This window comes from Mycolicibacillus koreensis, assembly GCF_002104795.1.
Lineage (GTDB): Bacteria > Actinomycetota > Actinomycetes > Mycobacteriales > Mycobacteriaceae > Mycobacterium > Mycobacterium koreense.
This window is the reverse complement of record NZ_NCXO01000012.1, coordinates 24999-41615: the sequence shown is the minus strand read 5'-3', so window position 1 is coordinate 41615 and position 16617 is coordinate 24999. Positions and strand designations below refer to the sequence as shown.

Sequence of the window (16617 nt, the reverse complement as noted above, 5' to 3'; positions counted from 1 at the left end):
GCGTGACTGTTCCGAACGTGCTGGCCTCCCGCTACGCCAGCGCCGAGATGGTGGCGATCTGGTCGCCGGAGGCCAAGATCGTCGCCGAGCGGCAGCTGTGGCTGGCGGTGTTGCGCGCCCAGGCCGAGCTCGGCGTGGCGGTGCCCGCCGGGGCCGTCGCCGACTACGAACGGGTGGTCGAGAACGTCGATCTGGCCGCGATCGCCGACCGGGAGCGGGTGACCCGCCACGACGTCAAGGCCCGCATCGAGGAGTTCAACGCCCTGGCCGGCCACCAGCACGTCCACAAGGGCATGACCAGCCGCGACCTCACCGAGAACGTCGAACAGCTACAGGTGCGCCGGTCGTTGCAGCTGGTGTTCGACCGCACGGTGGCGGTGGCCGCCCGGCTGGCCGAGCACGCCGTCGCCTACCGCGACCTGGTCATGGCCGGGCGCAGCCACAACGTCGCTGCGCAGGCCACCACCCTGGGGAAACGTTTCGCCACCGCCGCCGAGGAGACCCTGCTGGCGGCGCGCCGGCTGCAGGAGCTCGTCGCGCGCTACCCGCTGCGCGGCATCAAGGGGCCGATGGGCACCGGCCAGGACATGCTCGACCTGTTCGACGGCGACACCGCCAAGGTCGCCGAACTGGAGCGCCGCGTCGCCGATCACCTGGGTTTCACCTCGGTGCTGACCAGTGTCGGGCAGGTCTATCCCCGTTCGCTGGATCACGACGCGCTCTCCACGCTGGTGCAGATCGGCGCCGGCCCGTCCTCGCTGGCCCACACCATCCGGTTGATGGCCGGCCACGAACTGGTCACCGAGGGGTTCGCCGAGGGCCAGGTCGGCTCCTCGGCGATGCCGCACAAGATGAACACCCGCAGCTGCGAACGGGTCAACGGCCTGCAGGTGGTGCTGCGCGGCTACGCGGCGATGGCCGCCGAACTGGCCGGCGCCCAGTGGAACGAGGGCGACGTGTTCTGCTCGGTGGTGCGCCGGGTGGCGCTGCCGGACGCGTTCTTCGCCGTCGACGGGCAGATCGAGACGTTTTTGACCGTCCTCGACGAGTTCGGTGCCTACCCGGCGGTGATCGACCGTGAGCTCGGCCGCTACCTGCCGTTCCTGGCGACCACCAAGGTGCTCATCGCCGCGGTGCGCGCCGGGATGGGCCGCGAGGCCGCCCACGCGGTGATCAAGGAGCACGCGGTGGCCGTCGCGCTGGCGATGCGGGAACGCGGCGCCGAGCCGGACCTGCTCGCCCGCCTGGCCGCCGACGAGCGGCTGCCGCTGGACGCCGCCGCACTGCACGCCGCGCTCGCCGACAAGCAGGCGTTCACCGGGGTCGCCGCCGATCAGGTCGACGCGGTGGCCGGCGCGGTCGACGCCCTGGTCGCCCGTCACCCCGAGGCGGCCGCCTACCGGCCCGGCGCCATCCTGTAGTCGCCATGGCCGCTGCCGACGCCCTGGCGGGAATCGACCTGACCGACCTGGACAACTTCGCGCACGGGTTCCCCCACGAGATGTTCGCGGTCCACCGCGCGGAGGCCCCGGTGTACTGGCACGAGCCGACCGTCCACACCCCGGACGGGGAGGGGTTCTGGTCGGTGGCCACCCACCCCGAGACGTTCGCGGTGTTGCGCGACGCCGACACCTACTCGTCGGTGAGCGGCGGTGAGCGGCCGTACGGCGGCACGATCCTGCAGGATCTTCCGGTGGCCGGCCACGTGCTCAACATGATGGACGACCCGCGTCACGCCGCCGTCCGCAAACTGGTCAGCTCCGGGATGACCCCGCGGATGATCCGCCGCGTCGAGCAGGACCTGCGGGCCCGGGCGCGCCGGCTGCTCGACGAGATCGGCCCCGGCGAGCCGCTGGACTTCCTCGTCGAGGTCGCTGCGGAACTGCCGATGCAGATGATCTGCATCCTGCTCGGGGTGCCCGAGGCCGACCGGCACTGGCTGTTCGCCGCGATCGAACCCAACTTCGACTTCCGCGGCTCACGCGAGGCGGTGGTCTCGCCGGTGACGGCGCAGGACACCGGCTCCGATCTGTACGCCTACGGTCAGGAGCTGATCGCGGCCAAACGGGCCCGGCCCACCGACGACATGCTCTCGGTGGTCGCCAACTCCACCGACCCCGAGTTGAGCGCGATGGAGCTGTACCTGTTCTTCAGCCTGCTGTTCAGCGCCGGGGCCGAGACGACCCGCAACGCCATCGGCGGGGGCCTGCTGGCGCTGGCCGACCATCCCGAGCAGTACCGGGCGCTGCGCGGGAATCCCGACCTGCTGCCCACCGCGGTGGAGGAGATCATCCGCTGGACCTCACCGTCGCCGTCGAAGCGGCGCACCGCCACCCGCGCGGTCGCCCTGGGCGGGCAGCGCATCGAACCCGGCCAGAAGGTGCTGGTCTGGGAGGGCTCGGCCAACCGGGACGAGCAGGTGTTCGACCGTGCCGACGTCTTCGATGTGACGAGAAAACCGAACCCGCACCTGGGTTTCGGCCAAGGCGTGCACTTCTGCCTGGGGGTCAACCTCGCCCGACTGGAGTTGCGGGTGCTCTACGAGGAGTTGCTGCGCCGGTTCACCGGTGTCACCGTGGTGGCCCCGGTGGAGTGGACCCGCAGCAACCGGCACACCGGGATCCGGCACCTGGTCGTGGAAATGAGCGCGCAGCGGTGAAGGGCAGGTTCGCCGACCTGCGGCCCTCACCGAACGTGTTCGCGGTGGTGATGGCCACCGGCATCCTGTCGATCGGCGCGTCCCGGCACGGCTACGCGGGGCTCAGCAGTGCACTGGGCGTGCTCGCCTCGGCCGGGCTGGCGGTGCTGGTGGCGCTGGTGGTGCTCACCGCCGTCATCGAACGCCGGGCCGCGGTGTGGGACCTGCGCGACCCGGACATCACGTTGCGGCTGTTCACGTTCGTCGCCGCCTGCGCGGTGCTCGACAGCCGCCTGGAACACCACCCCGTGTGGGTGCGGGTACTCGGCCTGGTGGCGTTGATCTCCTGGTCGGTGCTGTCAGCGCTGACGCTGCGCAACATGCTCACCCGGCAGTGGGCCGCGTTGCGCGACAAGGCACATGGGGCATGGTTGCTGGCCAGTGTGGGCACCTCGGGGCTGGTGATCGTGATGGCCCAGATGATCCGGGCCACCGGCCACACCGCGTGGCTGGCGGTGGCGATCCCCATCTGGGTGGCCGGCCTGGGGGTCTATCTGCTGATGGCGACGCTGATCATGTGGCGCACCGTGCACGAGCGGATGGACCGCGACGGATTCGAGCCCGACACCTGGATCCTTATGGGGGGCATGGCGATCGCCACCCTGGCCGGGGATCTGCTCGGCCAGCTGACCTCCGGCGCGGTCTCGGCGGCGCTGCGCGCAGCCACCGTGGTCACCTGGGGTGTGGCCACCGTGTGGATACCGCCGCTGATCTACTTCGTGCTGCACCGCATCCACAACCGCCCCGGAATGCTGCAGTTCCGCGGGGTGTGGTGGGCGCTGGTGTTCCCATTGGGCATGTACTCGGTGGCCAGCCAGGCGATGGCCATCGAACTGGACCTGCCGGCGCTGGACACCGTCTCGCTGGTGTTCTTCTGGGATGCGTTCGCCGCGTGGCTGATCGTCGCCCTCGCCGGTGTCCGCCGCGCCGCACTGGCCTCGGCGCGAGTTCTGGTCGGCAGCTCTTAGCGACTCTTAGGTGTGAGCCCGGGTGCGCACCCCGGCGGAGCGCAACTCCAACGCCGCCAACCCGTGCAGCGCCACCGGGTCGGCGCGTCGCCACGCACCGACCGGGTCCGCGTCGACCGCGGCCAGTCGCCGTAGCGGCCGGTTCGCCAGCGCGCGCAGCGCCAGCAGCTGCTGGCCGGCCGGGGTGGCGGCCAGGGTGACCACCGTCCACTTGCGCCGGAAGAACCGCACCCGCAGCACCAGCCACGGCATCGCGACCGCCAGGATCGGTGGGGCGGCCACCGCCAGCGCCAGCACCCACGCCAGCCAGGTGGCGGTGGTGTCCAACGTGTGCCCGGCATCGGCGATGTCGAGGGCGGCGGTGCTCGCCGCGCTCAGCGGTTTGCTCAACGTGTCGCCGACCAGCGGCAGGTGGGAGGCGCTCTCGCCGGCGGAGTCGAGGTTGCCGGCCACCCCGGTGCTGCCGCTTTGCACCTGGCGGCCGACCGCGGCGATCGTGGCGACCGCGGCGTGCACCGCCAGCCCGACCAGGATCCACACCGCTGACCAGGCCGCCACCAGCAGATCGGAGAGCAGTTGGGCCAAAAGCCGGCCCGGTGTGGTGGCATACGGCAGAAAACGTGAGCCCATGACGGTGATCTCCTCGCGGGTCGGTGGGGCCGGCGCCTGGACGTCATTATCGCGCCGGAGATCGCACCGAAAACGGTGAGTTAGGGTGAACCGCGTGGCTCGACCTGCACTCTCCGACTATCAGCACCTGGGCAGCGGCAAGGTCCGTGATCTCTACCGCGTCGACGACGAGCATCTGCTGTTCGTGGCGACCGACCGGATCTCGGCCTATGACCACGTGTTGGCCAGCGAGATCCCCGACAAGGGCCGGATCCTGACCGCGATGAGTGTGTTCTTCTTCGACCTGGTCGAGGCGCCCAATCACCTGGCCGGCCCGCCCGACGATCCCCGCATCCCCGCCGAGGTGCTGGGCCGGGCGCTGGTGGTGCGTGAGCTGACCATGGTGCCGGTGGAATGCGTGGCGCGCGGCTACCTGACCGGCTCGGGGCTGGCCGACTACCAGCGCACCGGTGCGGTCTGCGGCATCGAGTTGCCGGCGGGACTGAAGGAGGCCAGCAGGTTCGCCACCCCGCTGTTCACCCCGGCGACCAAGGCCGAGCAGGGCGACCACGACGAGAACATCCCGTTCGCGGCCGTCATCGAGCAGGTCGGCGGCGTGGTCGCCAACCAGCTGCGCGACCGCACCCTGCAGATCTACGTCCAGGCCGCCGACCATGCGCTGACCCGCGGCATCATCATCGCCGACACCAAATTCGAGTTCGGCCACGACAGCAACGGCAACCTGGTGCTCGCCGACGAGATCTTCACCCCGGACTCGTCGCGCTACTGGCCCGCCGCCGAATACGAGGTCGGCGTCGTGCAGAACAGCTTCGACAAGCAGTTCGTCCGCAACTGGCTGACCGGCGACGAATCCGGGTGGGACCGCGCCTGCGACACACCCCCGCCGCCGCTTCCCGACGAGATCATCGCGGCCACCCGTGAGCGCTACATCGAGGCCTACGAACGGATCTCCGGACTGCGGTTCGATGACTGGATCGGTGCGGCATGAGTGCCGGCATGCCGCGGCCTCCGGTCGCCAAGCGCGTCGAGACCATCCGCGAACACCATGGCGACGTCGTCGTCGACCCCTACGAATGGTTGCGCGACAAAGACAATCCGGATGTCATCGCCCATCTCGAGGCGGAGAACGCCTACACCGATGCGCTCACCGACGATCAGCACGAACTGCGCCAGCAGATCTTCGACGAGATCAAAGCCCGCACCAAGGAGACCGATCTGTCGGTGCCGATCCGGCGCGGCGACTGGTGGTACTACGCCCGCAGTTTCGCGGGCAAGCAGTACGGTGTGCACTGCCGTTGCCCGCTGACCGATCCCGACGACTGGCGTCCGCCGGTCTTCGACGAGCACACCGAGATTCCCGGTGAGCAGGTCCTGCTCGACGAGAACGTCGAGGCCGAGGGCCACGAGTTCTTCTCGCTGGGGGCGGCCACGGTCAGCCCCGACGGCACCGTGCTGGCCTACTCGGTCGACACCGTCGGCGATGAGCGTTACACCTTGCGGTTCATCGATTTGCGGACCGGTCGGCGCTACACCGATGAGATCGCCGGGATCGCCGCCGGGGCGACCTGGGCCACCGACAACCGGACGCTGTACTACCTGACCGTCGACGCGGCGTGGCGACCCGACACGGTGTGGCGCCACCGGCTCGGTGCGGGCCTGCCCGCGCAACGGGTCTACCACGAGCCCGACGAGCGGTTCTGGTTGAACGTGGGCCGCACCCGCAGCGACAAGTACCTGATGATCGCGGCCGGGTCGGCGGTCACCTCCGAGGTGCGCTACGCCGACGCCGCCGACCCCGAGGCGGAGTTCACCGTGGTGCTGCCGCGCCGCGACGGCGTCGAATACGGCGTCGAGCACGCGGTCGTCGGCGGCCGGGACCGGTTCGTGATCCTGCACAACGACGGGGCGGTCAACTTCACCATGGTCGACGCGCCGGTGGAGGACCCGACCGCGCAGACCACGCTGATCGCCCATCGCGACGACGTGCGCCTCGACGGGGTCGACGCCTTCGGGTCGCACCTGGTGGTCAGTTACCGGGCCGACGCGTTGCCGCGTATCCAACTGTGGCCGCTCACCGCCGACGGGTACGGCCAACCCACCGAGATCACCTTCGACTCGGCGCTGATGTCGGCGGGGCTGGGCGCCAACCCCAACTGGGACGCGCCGAAGCTGCGGATCGGCGCGACGTCGTTTCTCCACCCGGTGTGCATCTACGACCTGGATCTGACCACCGGGGAACGCACCCTGCTGCGCGAGCAGCCGGTGCTCGGCGGGTACCGCCGCGAGGATTACGTGGAGCGCCGCGACTGGGCGGTCGCCGCCGACGGCACCCGGATTCCGCTGTCGGTCATCCACCGCCGCGACGTCACCGCACCGGCGCCGACGGTGCTCTACGGCTACGGCGCCTACGAGGCCTGCCAGGACCCGCAGTTCTCCATCGCCCGGCTGTCGCTGCTGGACCGTGGGATGGTGTTCGTCATCGCCCACGTACGCGGCGGCGGCGAGATGGGACGGCTGTGGTACGAGAGCGGCAAACTGCTGGACAAGAAGAACACCTTCACCGACTTCATCGCGGCCGCAAAGCATCTCATCGACGTCGGGGTGACGACGCCGCAACAGCTCGTCGCCTACGGCGGCAGTGCCGGCGGTCTGCTGATGGGGGCGGTCGCCAACCTCGCCCCGGAGTTCTTCGCCGGGATCCTGGCCGTGGTGCCGTTCGTCGACGCCCTGACCACCATCTTGGATCCGTCGCTGCCGCTGACCGTCACCGAATGGGACGAGTGGGGGAACCCCTTGGCCGACAAGGATGTCTACGCCTACATGAAATCCTATTCGCCGTACGAGAACGTCGTCGCCCAGCGCTATCCGGCGATCCTGGCGATGACGTCGCTGAACGACACCCGGGTCTATTTCGTGGAGCCCGCGAAATGGATTGCTGCGCTGCGCCATGCCAACACCAACGGGAATCCGGTGTTGCTCAAGACGCAGATGAGCGCCGGGCACGGCGGCCTGTCGGGTCGCTACGAGCGGTGGAAGGAGACCGCCTTCCAGTACGCCTGGCTGCTCAACGCGGCCGGGGCTACCGGCTGAGGCGATCCGCCACGCCCACCACCCGGGTGGCCAGATGCTCGAGCGCGGCCACGGTCTCGTCGGCCAACTCGTTTTGGTTCTGCGGCCCGGTGATGTGACCGACCCCGTAGGGGTTGCCGTCGGCGAACTTCAGCGGGTCGGTGTAGCCGGGCGCCACCACGATGCCGCCCCAATGCATCAGCGACACGTAGAGCCCGAGCAGCGTCGCCTCCTGGCCGCCGTGGGCGGTCTGGCTGGAGGTGAACCCGGCGTAGACCCTGTCGGCGAGTTTGCCCTGCGCCCACAGCCCGCCCAACGAGTCCATGAACGTCTGAAACGGCCCGGCGGTGCTCCCGAACCGGGTCGGCGAGCCGAAGATCACCGCATCGGCCCAGACGATGTCCTGCCCGGTCGCGGCCGGGGCGTCCTTGGTCGCCGCGTAGTTGGCCGACCAGGCGGGGTTGTCGGCGAACGTGGCCGGATCGCGGGTCTCGGCGATGTGGCGTACCCGCACCTCGGCGCCGGCGGCCTCGCCGGCGCCGGCCGCCCGCCGGGCCATCGCGGTGCCGTGCCCGGTGGCCGAGTAGTAGATGATCGCGAGTTTCGTCATGCCCTGACCCCGTCCTTGTGATTGCTCGGTCAACTACCGGAGACCGTATCCGTAAATAAGTTGCGATGTCAACTATATGCCCGGGTGTGGTCGGCGCCGGCGGTCACCGCGTACGGTCACGGTCATGACCGCGATCACCGAGATCCCGCTGACCACCCTCGACGGGCAGCCCACCACCCTCGGCGACTACGCCGACCGCGCGGTGCTGCTGGTCAACGTCGCCTCCCGCTGCGGGCTGACCCCGCAGTACGCCGCCCTCGAGCAACTCGCCCGCGACTACGGCGAGCGCGGCCTGACGGTGATCGGGGTGCCGTGCAACCAGTTCATGGGCCAGGAGCCCGGCACCCCGGAGGAGATCGCGACGTTCTGCTCCACCACCTACGGGGTGACGTTCCCGCTGCTGGCCAAGACCGACGTCAACGGTGAGGACCGCCACCCGCTGTATGCGGAGCTGACCCGCACCGCCGACGCCGACGGCGCAGCCGGCGACATCCAGTGGAACTTCGAGAAGTTCGTCATCGCCCCCGGCGGCGCGGTGGTCAACCGGTTCCGCCCGAAGACGGTGCCCGACGCGCCGGAGGTGGTCGCCGCCATCGAGGCGGTGCTGCCCCGCTGACCCGGACAGCCGGGCGTAACCCGCAGGTCACCGCGGTGTCACCCGCCCCTGCCAGAGTGGGGGCTGTGAATGCGGAACTGATCGTCTCGGTCTCCCGGATCGGTGCGCCCACGCTGGCCGCCGTGGCGCAGTTCTGCGAGCACCTCGACGCCCGGCAGGTGCCGGTCTCGCTGCTGGTCGCGCCGCGACTCAAGGGCGGCTACCGCCTCGAAGCGGACCCGGAGACGACCGGCTGGCTCGCGTCGCGCCGCGCCGGCGGCGACGCGGTGGTGCTGCACGGCTACGACGAGGCCGCCACCAAACGGCGGCGCAGCGAGTTCGCGACCCTGCCGGCGCATGAGGCCAACCTGCGGTTGATCGGCGCCGACCGGGTGCTCGAACGGGTCGGGCTGCGCACCCGCCTGTTCGCCGCCCCCGGCTGGGTCATCTCCCCGGGTGCGCGGCGGGTGTTGCCCCGCAACGGTTTCCGGATGCTGGCCGGTTTGCACGGCGTCACCGACCTGGTCACCGAACGGACCGTGCCCGCCCGGGTGCTCGGCATCGGTGAGGGCTTCCTCACCGAACCGTGGTGGTGTCGGGTGCTGGTGCGCGCCGCCGAGCGCACCGCGGCCCGGCGCACCCCCGTGCGGCTCACGGTCGCCGCGACCCAGCTGCTGCGCCCCGGCATCCACGAGGCGATGCTCGACGCCGTCGACGCCGCGGTGGCCCGCGGCGCCACCCCGGCGGTGTACCGCTGGCAACCGGATCCGGTGATCCGCGGCGCCGCCTGAGCCGACCGGCATTACGCTCGATCAGCATGAGCGACGCTGATGTGATCATTGTCGGGGCGGGACTGGCCGGGCTGGTCGCCGCCGGTGAGCTGATCGAGCGCGGCAAGAAGGTGCTGATCGTCGATCAGGAGAACGCCGCGAACCTCGGCGGGCAGGCCTACTGGTCGTTCGGCGGGCTGTTCTTCGTCGACAGCCCCGAACAGCGCCGGCTCGGCATCCACGACAGTCACGAGTTGGCGCTGCAGGATTGGCTGGGCACCGCCGGGTTCGACCGGGACGAGGACCACTGGCCGCGCCAGTGGGCCCACGCCTACGTCGACTTCGCCGCCGGCGAGAAGCGCCGTTGGCTGCGTGAGCGGGGCCTGAAGATCTTCCCGCTCGTCGGCTGGGCGGAGCGCGGCGGCTACGACGCGCTCGGCCACGGCAACTCGGTGCCGCGATTCCACATCACCTGGGGAACCGGACCCGGCCTGGTCGACGTCTTCGCCCGCAGGGTAACGGCCTCGCCGCAGGTCCGGTTCGCCCATCGGCACCGCGTCGATGAGTTGATCGTCGAGGACGGCGCGGTGGTCGGGGTGCGCGGTGCGGTGCTGGAACCGTCGACCCAGCCGCGGGGTGTGGCCTCCTCGCGCACCGCGGTCGGCGAGTTCGCGTTGCGTGCCCAGGCGGTGATCGTCACCAGCGGCGGCATCGGGGGCAACATCGACCTGGTGCGGGCCAACTGGCCCCAGCGGATGGGGCGGGTTCCCGACCAGCTGATCGCCGGGGTGCCGGCCCACGTCGACGGCCGGATGATCGGCATCACCGAGGCGGCCGGTGGGCGGGTGATCAACCGGGACCGGATGTGGCACTACACCGAAGGGATCACCAACTACGACCCGATCTGGCCCCACCACGGCATCCGGATCATCCCCGGGCCGTCGTCGCTGTGGCTGGACGCCGCGGGCAAACGACTGCCCGGCCCGCTCTACCCCGGCTTCGACACCCTGGGCACCTTGGAGTACATCGCCGCATCCGGCTACGACTACACCTGGTTCATCCTCAACCGGCGGATCATCGAGAAGGAGTTCGCCCTCTCCGGCCAGGAGCAGAACCCCGATCTGACCGGACGCAGCCTGCGTCAGCTGCTGGCCGCCCGCGCCCGCTCCGGTCCGCCGCCGCCGGTGCAGGCGTTCATCGACCGCGGCGTGGACTTCGTGCAGGCGGACTCGCTGCGCGAGTTGGTGGCCGCGATGAACGACCTGCCCGAGGTGTCGGCGTTGGACTACGCCACGGTGGAGGCCGAGGTCACCGCGAGAGACCGGGAGGTCGCCAACAAGTTTTCCAAGGACGGCCAGATCACCGCCATCCACGGTGCCCGCGCCTATCTCGGTGACCGGCTCGGCCGGGTGGTGGCCCCGCACCGGCTCACCGACCCGAAAGCGGGCCCGCTGATCGCGGTGAAACTGCACATCCTGACCCGAAAAACGTTGGGCGGATTGGAGACCGATCTGTCCTCGCGGGTGCTGGGCGCCGATGGCGCCCCGGTGGCCGGGCTGTACGCCGCCGGCGAGGTGGCCGGTTTCGGCGGCGGCGGGGTGCACGGCTACCGGGCGCTGGAGGGCACATTTTTGGGCGGGTGCATCTTCTCCGGGCGTGCTGCCGGGCGCGGGGCGGCCGCCGACATCGCCTAGATGACCGCCTCGTGGCCGAATCCGTGCCCCGACACCGGGTCTCCGGGCGTCGCGTTCGTCGACTCGCACGTTTGAGTGCGAAAATGTGCGCGCGGCGCACTCAAACGTGAGTCTGGTGAAAGCGGGGGCGGCGCCTCAGAAGGTGACCGCGGATTCGGCGGGCAGCACCTGAAAGTCGGTGTCGCACATCTCGGCGAGCCGCGAATGGTAGATCCCGCGGGCATCGGGGGCGATGATGCCCTGGTGGATCGGCACCGCGCGCGACGGCGCCACCGCGCGCAGGTAGTCGACCGCCTCGGAGATCTTCATCCACGGTGCGGCCGCGGGGGTGGCCAGCACGTCCACCGGCTCGTCGGGCACATACAGGGCGTCGCCGGGATGCATGAACGCTCCGGTGTGCTCACCGTCGTCGAGCAGATAGGAGATGTTGTCCACGACCGGCAGTTCCGGGTGGATCACCGCGTGGGTGCCGCCGACCCCGCGCACCGTCAGACCACCGACGCTCAGGGTGTCGCCGGCCGCCACCGCCCGCCACGGCGCGCCGAGTTGGGCAGCGGTCTGCGGGTCGGCGTAGAGGGCGGCATCGGGATTGGCCTGCAGCAGCTCCGGAAGCCGGGCAACATCGACGTGGTCGGGGTGCTGGTGGGTGATGAGGATCGCCGCCAGCCCGGTGATGCCCTCGAACCCGTGGGAGAACGTGCCGGGGTCGAATAGCACCGTGGTGTGGGCGAAGTCGGCGAGTACACAGGAATGCCCAAAATGCGTCAGTTGCATGTCTACGATTGTGCGCCGGAGGGGATGCAGTTGTGGTGAAGCCGGTGCCGATAGTGCTGACGCTGCTGGTCGCGGCGGGACTGGCGGTGTCGCCGGGCGCGGCGGCCGACCCGCAGAGCTGCCCGGCGGTCTGCGACACGATCCCCGACACCGCCTGGATCGCCGCCGCCGACATCCCGCTGGCCGCCACCGCCCGGTGGCCCGCCCTGGCGACGGTGGCGGTCCCCGAGACCGGCGCCCCGAGCCCGCTGCGCTTCGAGGAACTCTGCGGGCGCCCCGCACCGGCGGGCGATCCCCGCACCTACGCGGTCGCCGCGACGGCCCGCGTCGAGCGCCCCGAGGGGCAGTGGCGGCTGCAGGCGCAGGTGCTGCACTGGCGGGGTGAGACGTGGCGCGGCGGGCAACTGGCCACCGAGGTGTTCAACACCGCGGTCGCCACGCTGCGCAGCTGCCAGCAGGGTGCGCCCGACCAGTCGCCGTCGCTGACCGTCGCCGAGCCCGGGCGGGTGGCCGCGGTGATCGCCGGCCCGGTGATCGCCCACAGCTACCTGGTGGTCCATCCGCAGAGCAGCACGCTGAGCGCGTTGACCCTGTGGTCGAGCGCCCCGCAGGTCCCGTGGCCGCCGATCGACGACGGCACCGTCCTCGACGCCCTGCTCCGACCGCTGTGTGCGGCCTACCTCGGGTCGTGCGGATAGAGTTGTCGGGGACAATCAGCGGAGTCGACAGCGAGGAGCGGCGGTGGCCCGGGTAGTGGTGCACGTGATGCCCAAGGCGGAGATCCTGGATCCGCAGGGCCAGGCGATCGTCGGGGCGCTGGGTCGGCTCGGGCACGGCGGCGTCTCAGACGTGCGGCAGGGCAAACGCTTCGAGTTGGAGGTCGACGACAGCATCGGGGAGGCCGAGCTCACCGAGATCGCGGAGTCGCTGTTGGCCAACACCGTCATCGAGGACTGGACCATCACCCGGGAGCCGTCGTGACCACCAGGGTGGGGGTGATCACCTTCCCCGGCACCCTCGACGACGTCGACGCCGCCCGCGCGGTGCGCCTCGTCGGCGCCGAGCCGGTGGCGCTGTGGCACGCCGACGCCGACCTCAAGGGCGTCGACGCGGTGGTGGTGCCCGGCGGCTTCTCCTACGGCGACTACCTGCGCGCCGGTGCGATCGCCCGGTTCGCCCCGGTGATGGGCGAGGTCATCGACGCCGCCGGTCGCGGCATGCCGGTGTTGGGTATTTGCAACGGCTTTCAGATCTTGTGCGAGGCCGGCCTGCTGCCCGGTGCACTCACCCGCAACATCGGGCTGCACTTTCTGTGCCGCGACGTGTGGTTGCGCGTCGCCTCCACCGACACCGCCTGGACGACACGGTTCGACGCCGACGCCGACCTGCTGGTGCCGCTGAAGTCGGGGGAGGGGCGCTACGTCGCCCCGCCCGGCGCGCTGGAGATGCTCGAAGCCGAGAATCGGGTGGTGTTCCGGTATCTGGAGAACCCCAACGGCTCGCAGAACGACATCGCCGGCATCGCCTCGGCCAACGGCCGGGTGGTCGGGTTGATGCCGCACCCCGAGCACGCCGTGGAGGCCCTGACCGGACCGTCCGACGACGGGCTGGGGCTGTTCTACTCGGTGCTCGACACGGTGCTGGCCGCCAGCTCTTAAGCCCCTGCGGTGTGCAGGCAGACCGCCGCTTCCCCGGTGTAGCAGGAGAACGTCAACGTCTCCTGCAGGTACAGCTGCACCGTCCGGTCGTCGTGGTTCAAATACCCGATCGACACGTCGGTGCCCAGTGTCAGGTCGAAGTCCCCGCCGCGGGTGGTCACCACGAACGCCCCGTCGATGGCGGGCGCCCAGATGATCTCGCCGTCGCCGACCAGCCGCCGCAGGTGTTCGCGGATCGGGTAGCCGTGCTGGGTGGTCTCACTGACCTGGGTGTAGGCGTCGGCGGACAGCAGCACCGAGTACGGCCCGTCCACCCCGGCCAGCCGCAGCTCGGAGAGCGCCTGGGAGATCACGTCGGGCATCTCCCGCGGGTCGGCGGGCAGGGTCAGCGCCGGGTTGGAGCTGGCGGCGCGGATCCCCTCGATGGAGGCGGCCTCGTAGCCCTCGAAGATCGCCCGGTCCTCCACGAACGCCAGCTTCTTGGCGGCGGTCTTCACCGGGTCGAAGTCGGCGTCGTTGGAGCCGCGCTCCACGTCGTCGATCTCGTTGCGCGACAACGTGAACGGAACCCGCAGGCGCACCAGCGGTTTGGCGTCGCGCAGCTGCGCCACCACGCCGTCCGACGGCGCGGCCACGTCGATGAGCCGGCCGTTGCCGACCGCGGCGGCCGTTGGACCGCCGGCGTCGGAGACGTCGACCACCCGACGTCCGGCGATGTGGCGTTTGAACGTGCGCGAGGCCTCCTCCTCGATCTCGGCCCAGGCGGCGTCGGTGACGGGAGCGAGTTGGCGGTAGAGGTTGTTCATTGCGGGATTCCTTTCAGGCTGCCGATGCGCAACGAGCCGGGGTCGTCGGGCGGGGAGACCGGGTCGTCGGGTGCGGTGTCGACGTCGGCGCCCGGCAACGGCGGTGGGTCGTCGAGAAACTCGATCGCCGGGGCGAAGAACAACCCACCGGTGAGCGCGGTGGAGAAGTCCAGGATCCGGTCGGTGTTGCCCGGCGGGTCACCGAGGAACATGTTGCGCAGCATCTGCTCGCTGGTCTGCGGGCTGCGGGCGTACCCGATGTAGTAGGTGCCGTATTCGTCTTTGCCGAGTTCCCCGAACGGCATGTTCGCCCGGAAGATGTCGATCTCGTTGCCGTCGTCGTCCTCGATGACGTTGAGCGCGATGTGCGAGTCGGCGGGTTTGACGTCGTCGTCGAACTCGATGTCGTCGAGCTTGGTGCGCCCGATCACCCGTTCCTGCTCGGTGACGCTCAGCGCCTGCCAGCCGCCCATGTCGTGGACGTATTTCTGCACGTGCACATACGAGCCGCCGGCGAACTCCGGATCCTCCGCGCCGACCGCGGTCGCACCGACGGCCTCGTCGCCGTCGGGGTTCTCGGTGCCGTCGACGAACCCGAGCAGGTCGCGGTTGTCGAAGAACCGGAAGCCGTGCACCTCGTCGACGACGGTGATCGCCCCGGCCATCGCGGTCATGATCCGCCCGGCCAGCTCGAAGCAGACGTCCATCGTCTCCGCGCGGATGTGAAACAGCAGATCCCCCGGGGTGGCCGGGGCGGTGTGGCGGGGGCCCTCCAGCGGAATGAACGGATGCAGCTGCGCGGGGCGGGGCCCGTCGAACAGCCGATCCCAAGCGTCCGAGCCGATCCCGGTCACCAGCGACAGGTTCTTGGTGCGGTCGCGGAACCCGATCGCCGGGGCCAGGCCGGGCAGATCCGGCAACGCGTCATGCACCACCGCTTCGCCGCCCTCGTCGATGGTGGCGACCAGGAAGATCGCCGCACACGTCAGCGGTCGCACGACGGGCTGGGGTTGCGCCATGTCTTCGACCCTAACGTGCCGGCGCGCCGCAGAATGGGAAAGACTGATGCCATGACGGCCACCGCAGCGGATCTGTGTGAGTTCATCGACGCCTCCCCGTCGCCGTTTCACGTCTGCGCGACGGTGGCGCAGCGGCTGCGCGCCGCCGGCTACCGCGAACTCGCCGAGACCGACGAATGGCCGGCGACCGGCCGGTTCTTCCTGGTGCGGTCCGGCTCGCTGGTGGCGTGGCAGGCCACCGGGTACCCGCCCCGCGGATTCCGGATCGTCGGCGGGCACACCGACAGCCCCAACCTGCGGGTCAAGCAGCACCCCGACCGGGAGGTGGCGGGCTGGCAGCTGGTGGCGCTCGCACCCTACGGCGGTGCGTGGCTGAACTCCTGGCTCGACCGCGACCTGGGGCTCAGCGGCCGGCTGTCGGTGCGCGCCGGGGCGGGCATCGCCGAGCACCTGATCCGCGTCGACGAACCGATCCTGCGGGTGCCGCAGTTGGCGATCCACCTCGCCGAGGACCGCAAGGCGGTCAGCCTGGACCCGCAGCGCCACGTCAACGCCGTCTGGGGCACCGGGTCGGCGCCGCCGCTGCTGGATTTCGTCGCCGGGCGGGCCGGGGTCGCGCGCGCCGACGTGCTCGGCTTCGATCTGATGACCCACGACCTGGCGCCGTCGGCGGTGACCGGCGCCGACGGCCAGTTCGTCTCCGCGCCCCGGCTGGACAACCAGGTCACCTGCTATGCGGGCCTGGCGGCGCTGCTCGATGTCCCCGAGACCGACATGCCCCCCGAGACGATGCCGGTGCTCGCCCTGTTCGACCACGAGGAGGTGGGCTCGGTCTCCGACCACGGCGCCGACTCCGACCTGCTGGTCAGCACCCTGGAGCGGATCGTGGCCGCCGCCGGCGGGGACCGCGCGGAGTTCCTGCGCGCCGTGGCCGGGTCGATGCTGGCGTCCGGCGACATGGCGCACGCCACCCACCCCAACTATCCGGACCGCCACGAACCCGGCCATCTCATCGCGATCAACGCCGGCCCGGTGCTCAAAATCCATCCCAACCTGCGCTACGCCACCGACGGGCGCACCGCCGCGGCGTTCGCGCTGGCCTGCGAGCAGGCGGGCGTGGCGCTGCAACGCTACGAACACCGCGCCGACCTGCCGTGCGGCTCCACGATCGGGCCGATGAGCGCGGCGCGCAGCGGGATCCCCACCGTCGACGTCGGGGCGGCGCAGCTGGCGATGCACTCGGCGCGGGAGTTCATGGGCTCGGCCGACGTGGCCGACTACGCGGCGGCGCTGACGGCGTTCCTCACACCGGGGTAGCCGGGCGCG

At 70.6% G+C, this 16617-nt stretch carries 17 protein-coding genes; 12 read left to right on the top strand and 5 right to left on the bottom strand.

The window, feature by feature from the left end; all coding sequences use genetic code 11:
• Positions 1-2: 2 nt before the first annotated feature.
• From purB to B8W67_RS07650, 3 genes are read left to right on the top strand one after another with little or no spacing between them, the layout of a single operon-like run.
• Positions 3-1421: an adenylosuccinate lyase gene (gene purB / locus B8W67_RS07660; RefSeq protein ID WP_069392968.1), complete on the top strand. Its 1419-nt coding sequence runs from the start codon at positions 3-5 to the stop codon at positions 1419-1421.
• A gap of 5 nt (positions 1422-1426) precedes the next feature.
• Positions 1427-2659, top strand: coding sequence for a cytochrome P450 (locus B8W67_RS07655; protein WP_069392969.1), 1233 nt, complete (start codon positions 1427-1429; stop codon positions 2657-2659).
• Complete coding sequence (locus B8W67_RS07650; protein ID WP_109470149.1) at positions 2656-3666, top strand: tellurite resistance/C4-dicarboxylate transporter family protein; 1011 nt, start codon at positions 2656-2658, stop codon at positions 3664-3666. The genes B8W67_RS07655 and B8W67_RS07650 overlap by 4 nt, the downstream gene beginning before the upstream one ends.
• Positions 3667-3672: 6 nt before the next feature.
• Here the strand turns inward: B8W67_RS07650 and B8W67_RS07645 are convergent, their stop codons facing one another.
• A complete protein-coding gene (locus B8W67_RS07645; protein WP_069392970.1) occupies positions 3673-4296 on the bottom strand; it encodes a hypothetical protein in 624 nt (207 codons plus the stop codon).
• Positions 4297-4390: 94 nt separating this feature from the next.
• On the opposite strand from B8W67_RS07645, the gene B8W67_RS07640 reads away from it, so the two are divergent.
• Positions 4391-5284: a phosphoribosylaminoimidazolesuccinocarboxamide synthase gene (locus B8W67_RS07640; RefSeq protein WP_069393020.1), complete on the top strand. Its 894-nt coding sequence runs from the start codon at positions 4391-4393 to the stop codon at positions 5282-5284.
• On the top strand, positions 5281-7386 hold the full coding sequence (locus B8W67_RS07635) for a S9 family peptidase (RefSeq protein ID WP_084228947.1): 2106 nt from the start codon (positions 5281-5283) through the stop codon (positions 7384-7386). The genes B8W67_RS07640 and B8W67_RS07635 overlap by 4 nt, the downstream gene beginning before the upstream one ends.
• On the opposite strand, the gene wrbA is transcribed toward B8W67_RS07635, so the two are convergent.
• Positions 7376-7975, bottom strand: coding sequence for an NAD(P)H:quinone oxidoreductase (wrbA, locus tag B8W67_RS07630; RefSeq protein ID WP_085303284.1), 600 nt, complete (start codon positions 7973-7975; stop codon positions 7376-7378). The two genes, B8W67_RS07635 and wrbA, sit on opposite strands and share 11 nt — an antisense overlap.
• 124 nt (positions 7976-8099) lie before the next feature.
• Between wrbA and B8W67_RS07625 the strand changes: the two genes are divergently transcribed.
• The 3 genes from B8W67_RS07625 (at position 8100) to B8W67_RS07615 (ending at position 11034) form a co-directional block, all read left to right on the top strand.
• Complete coding sequence (locus tag B8W67_RS07625) at positions 8100-8591, top strand: glutathione peroxidase (protein ID WP_069392972.1); 492 nt, start codon at positions 8100-8102, stop codon at positions 8589-8591.
• 65 nt (positions 8592-8656) lie between these two features.
• The gene (locus tag B8W67_RS07620) at positions 8657-9361 is read left to right on the top strand and encodes a DUF2334 domain-containing protein (RefSeq protein WP_069392973.1); all 705 of its coding nucleotides are present in this window, start codon (positions 8657-8659) and stop codon (positions 9359-9361) included.
• A gap of 26 nt (positions 9362-9387) precedes the next feature.
• Positions 9388-11034 (top strand): FAD-binding dehydrogenase, encoded by a 1647-nt coding sequence (locus tag B8W67_RS07615; RefSeq protein WP_069392974.1) that lies wholly within the window; start codon positions 9388-9390, stop codon positions 11032-11034.
• 135 nt (positions 11035-11169) lie between these two features.
• On the opposite strand, the gene B8W67_RS07610 is transcribed toward B8W67_RS07615, so the two are convergent.
• Positions 11170-11808 carry an MBL fold metallo-hydrolase gene (locus tag B8W67_RS07610; RefSeq protein WP_069392975.1) on the bottom strand — a complete coding sequence of 213 codons (639 nt, stop codon included), beginning with the start codon at positions 11806-11808 and terminating at the stop codon, positions 11170-11172.
• 44 nt (positions 11809-11852) lie between these two features.
• Here B8W67_RS07610 and B8W67_RS07605 point away from each other — a divergent pair, with 44 nt between their 5' ends.
• The 3 genes from B8W67_RS07605 to purQ are packed head-to-tail and all read left to right on the top strand — an operon-like array spanning position 11853 to position 13466.
• Positions 11853-12506, top strand: a complete 654-nt coding sequence (locus B8W67_RS07605; RefSeq protein WP_234793955.1) for an ATPase — start codon at positions 11853-11855, stop codon at positions 12504-12506.
• Between the two features lie 43 nt (positions 12507-12549).
• Positions 12550-12789 carry a phosphoribosylformylglycinamidine synthase subunit PurS gene (purS, locus tag B8W67_RS07600; RefSeq protein WP_069392977.1) on the top strand — a complete coding sequence of 80 codons (240 nt, stop codon included), beginning with the start codon at positions 12550-12552 and terminating at the stop codon, positions 12787-12789.
• The gene (gene purQ / locus B8W67_RS07595; protein WP_085303282.1) at positions 12786-13466 is read left to right on the top strand and encodes a phosphoribosylformylglycinamidine synthase subunit PurQ; all 681 of its coding nucleotides are present in this window, start codon (positions 12786-12788) and stop codon (positions 13464-13466) included. Before purS ends, purQ begins: the two co-directional genes overlap by 4 nt.
• Here the strand turns inward: purQ and B8W67_RS07590 are convergent.
• Positions 13463-14272, bottom strand: a complete 810-nt coding sequence (locus B8W67_RS07590; protein ID WP_069392979.1) for a family 1 encapsulin nanocompartment shell protein — start codon at positions 14270-14272, stop codon at positions 13463-13465. The genes purQ and B8W67_RS07590 overlap by 4 nt on opposite strands.
• Positions 14269-15291, bottom strand: a complete 1023-nt coding sequence (locus B8W67_RS07585) for a Dyp-type peroxidase (RefSeq protein WP_069392980.1) — start codon at positions 15289-15291, stop codon at positions 14269-14271. The genes B8W67_RS07590 and B8W67_RS07585 overlap by 4 nt, the downstream gene beginning before the upstream one ends.
• A gap of 51 nt (positions 15292-15342) precedes the next feature.
• Between B8W67_RS07585 and B8W67_RS07580 the strand changes: the two genes are divergently transcribed.
• Entirely contained in the window at positions 15343-16608 is a 1266-nt protein-coding gene (locus tag B8W67_RS07580) for a M18 family aminopeptidase (RefSeq protein WP_069392981.1), read from the top strand.
• Positions 16609-16617: the final 9 nt, after the last annotated feature.

Bases quoted from the DNA above. Each gene is read 5' to 3' on its own strand.
- B8W67_RS07610 (WP_069392975.1), bottom strand. From the start codon at position 11,808: ATGCAACTGACGCATTTTGGGCATTCCTGTGTACTCGCCGACTTCGCC.
- B8W67_RS07590 (WP_069392979.1), bottom strand. From the start codon at position 14,272: ATGAACAACCTCTACCGCCAACTCGCTCCCGTCACCGACGCCGCCTGG.
- wrbA (WP_085303284.1), bottom strand. From the start codon at position 7,975: ATGACGAAACTCGCGATCATCTACTACTCGGCCACCGGGCACGGCACC.
- B8W67_RS07645 (WP_069392970.1), bottom strand. From the start codon at position 4,296: ATGGGCTCACGTTTTCTGCCGTATGCCACCACACCGGGCCGGCTTTTG.
- B8W67_RS07615 (WP_069392974.1), top strand. From the start codon at position 9,388: ATGAGCGACGCTGATGTGATCATTGTCGGGGCGGGACTGGCCGGGCTG.
- B8W67_RS07625 (WP_069392972.1), top strand. From the start codon at position 8,100: ATGACCGCGATCACCGAGATCCCGCTGACCACCCTCGACGGGCAGCCC.
- B8W67_RS07655 (WP_069392969.1), top strand. From the start codon at position 1,427: ATGGCCGCTGCCGACGCCCTGGCGGGAATCGACCTGACCGACCTGGAC.
- B8W67_RS07585 (WP_069392980.1), bottom strand. From the start codon at position 15,291: ATGGCGCAACCCCAGCCCGTCGTGCGACCGCTGACGTGTGCGGCGATC.
- B8W67_RS07635 (WP_084228947.1), top strand. From the start codon at position 5,281: ATGAGTGCCGGCATGCCGCGGCCTCCGGTCGCCAAGCGCGTCGAGACC.
- B8W67_RS07580 (WP_069392981.1), top strand. From the start codon at position 15,343: ATGACGGCCACCGCAGCGGATCTGTGTGAGTTCATCGACGCCTCCCCG.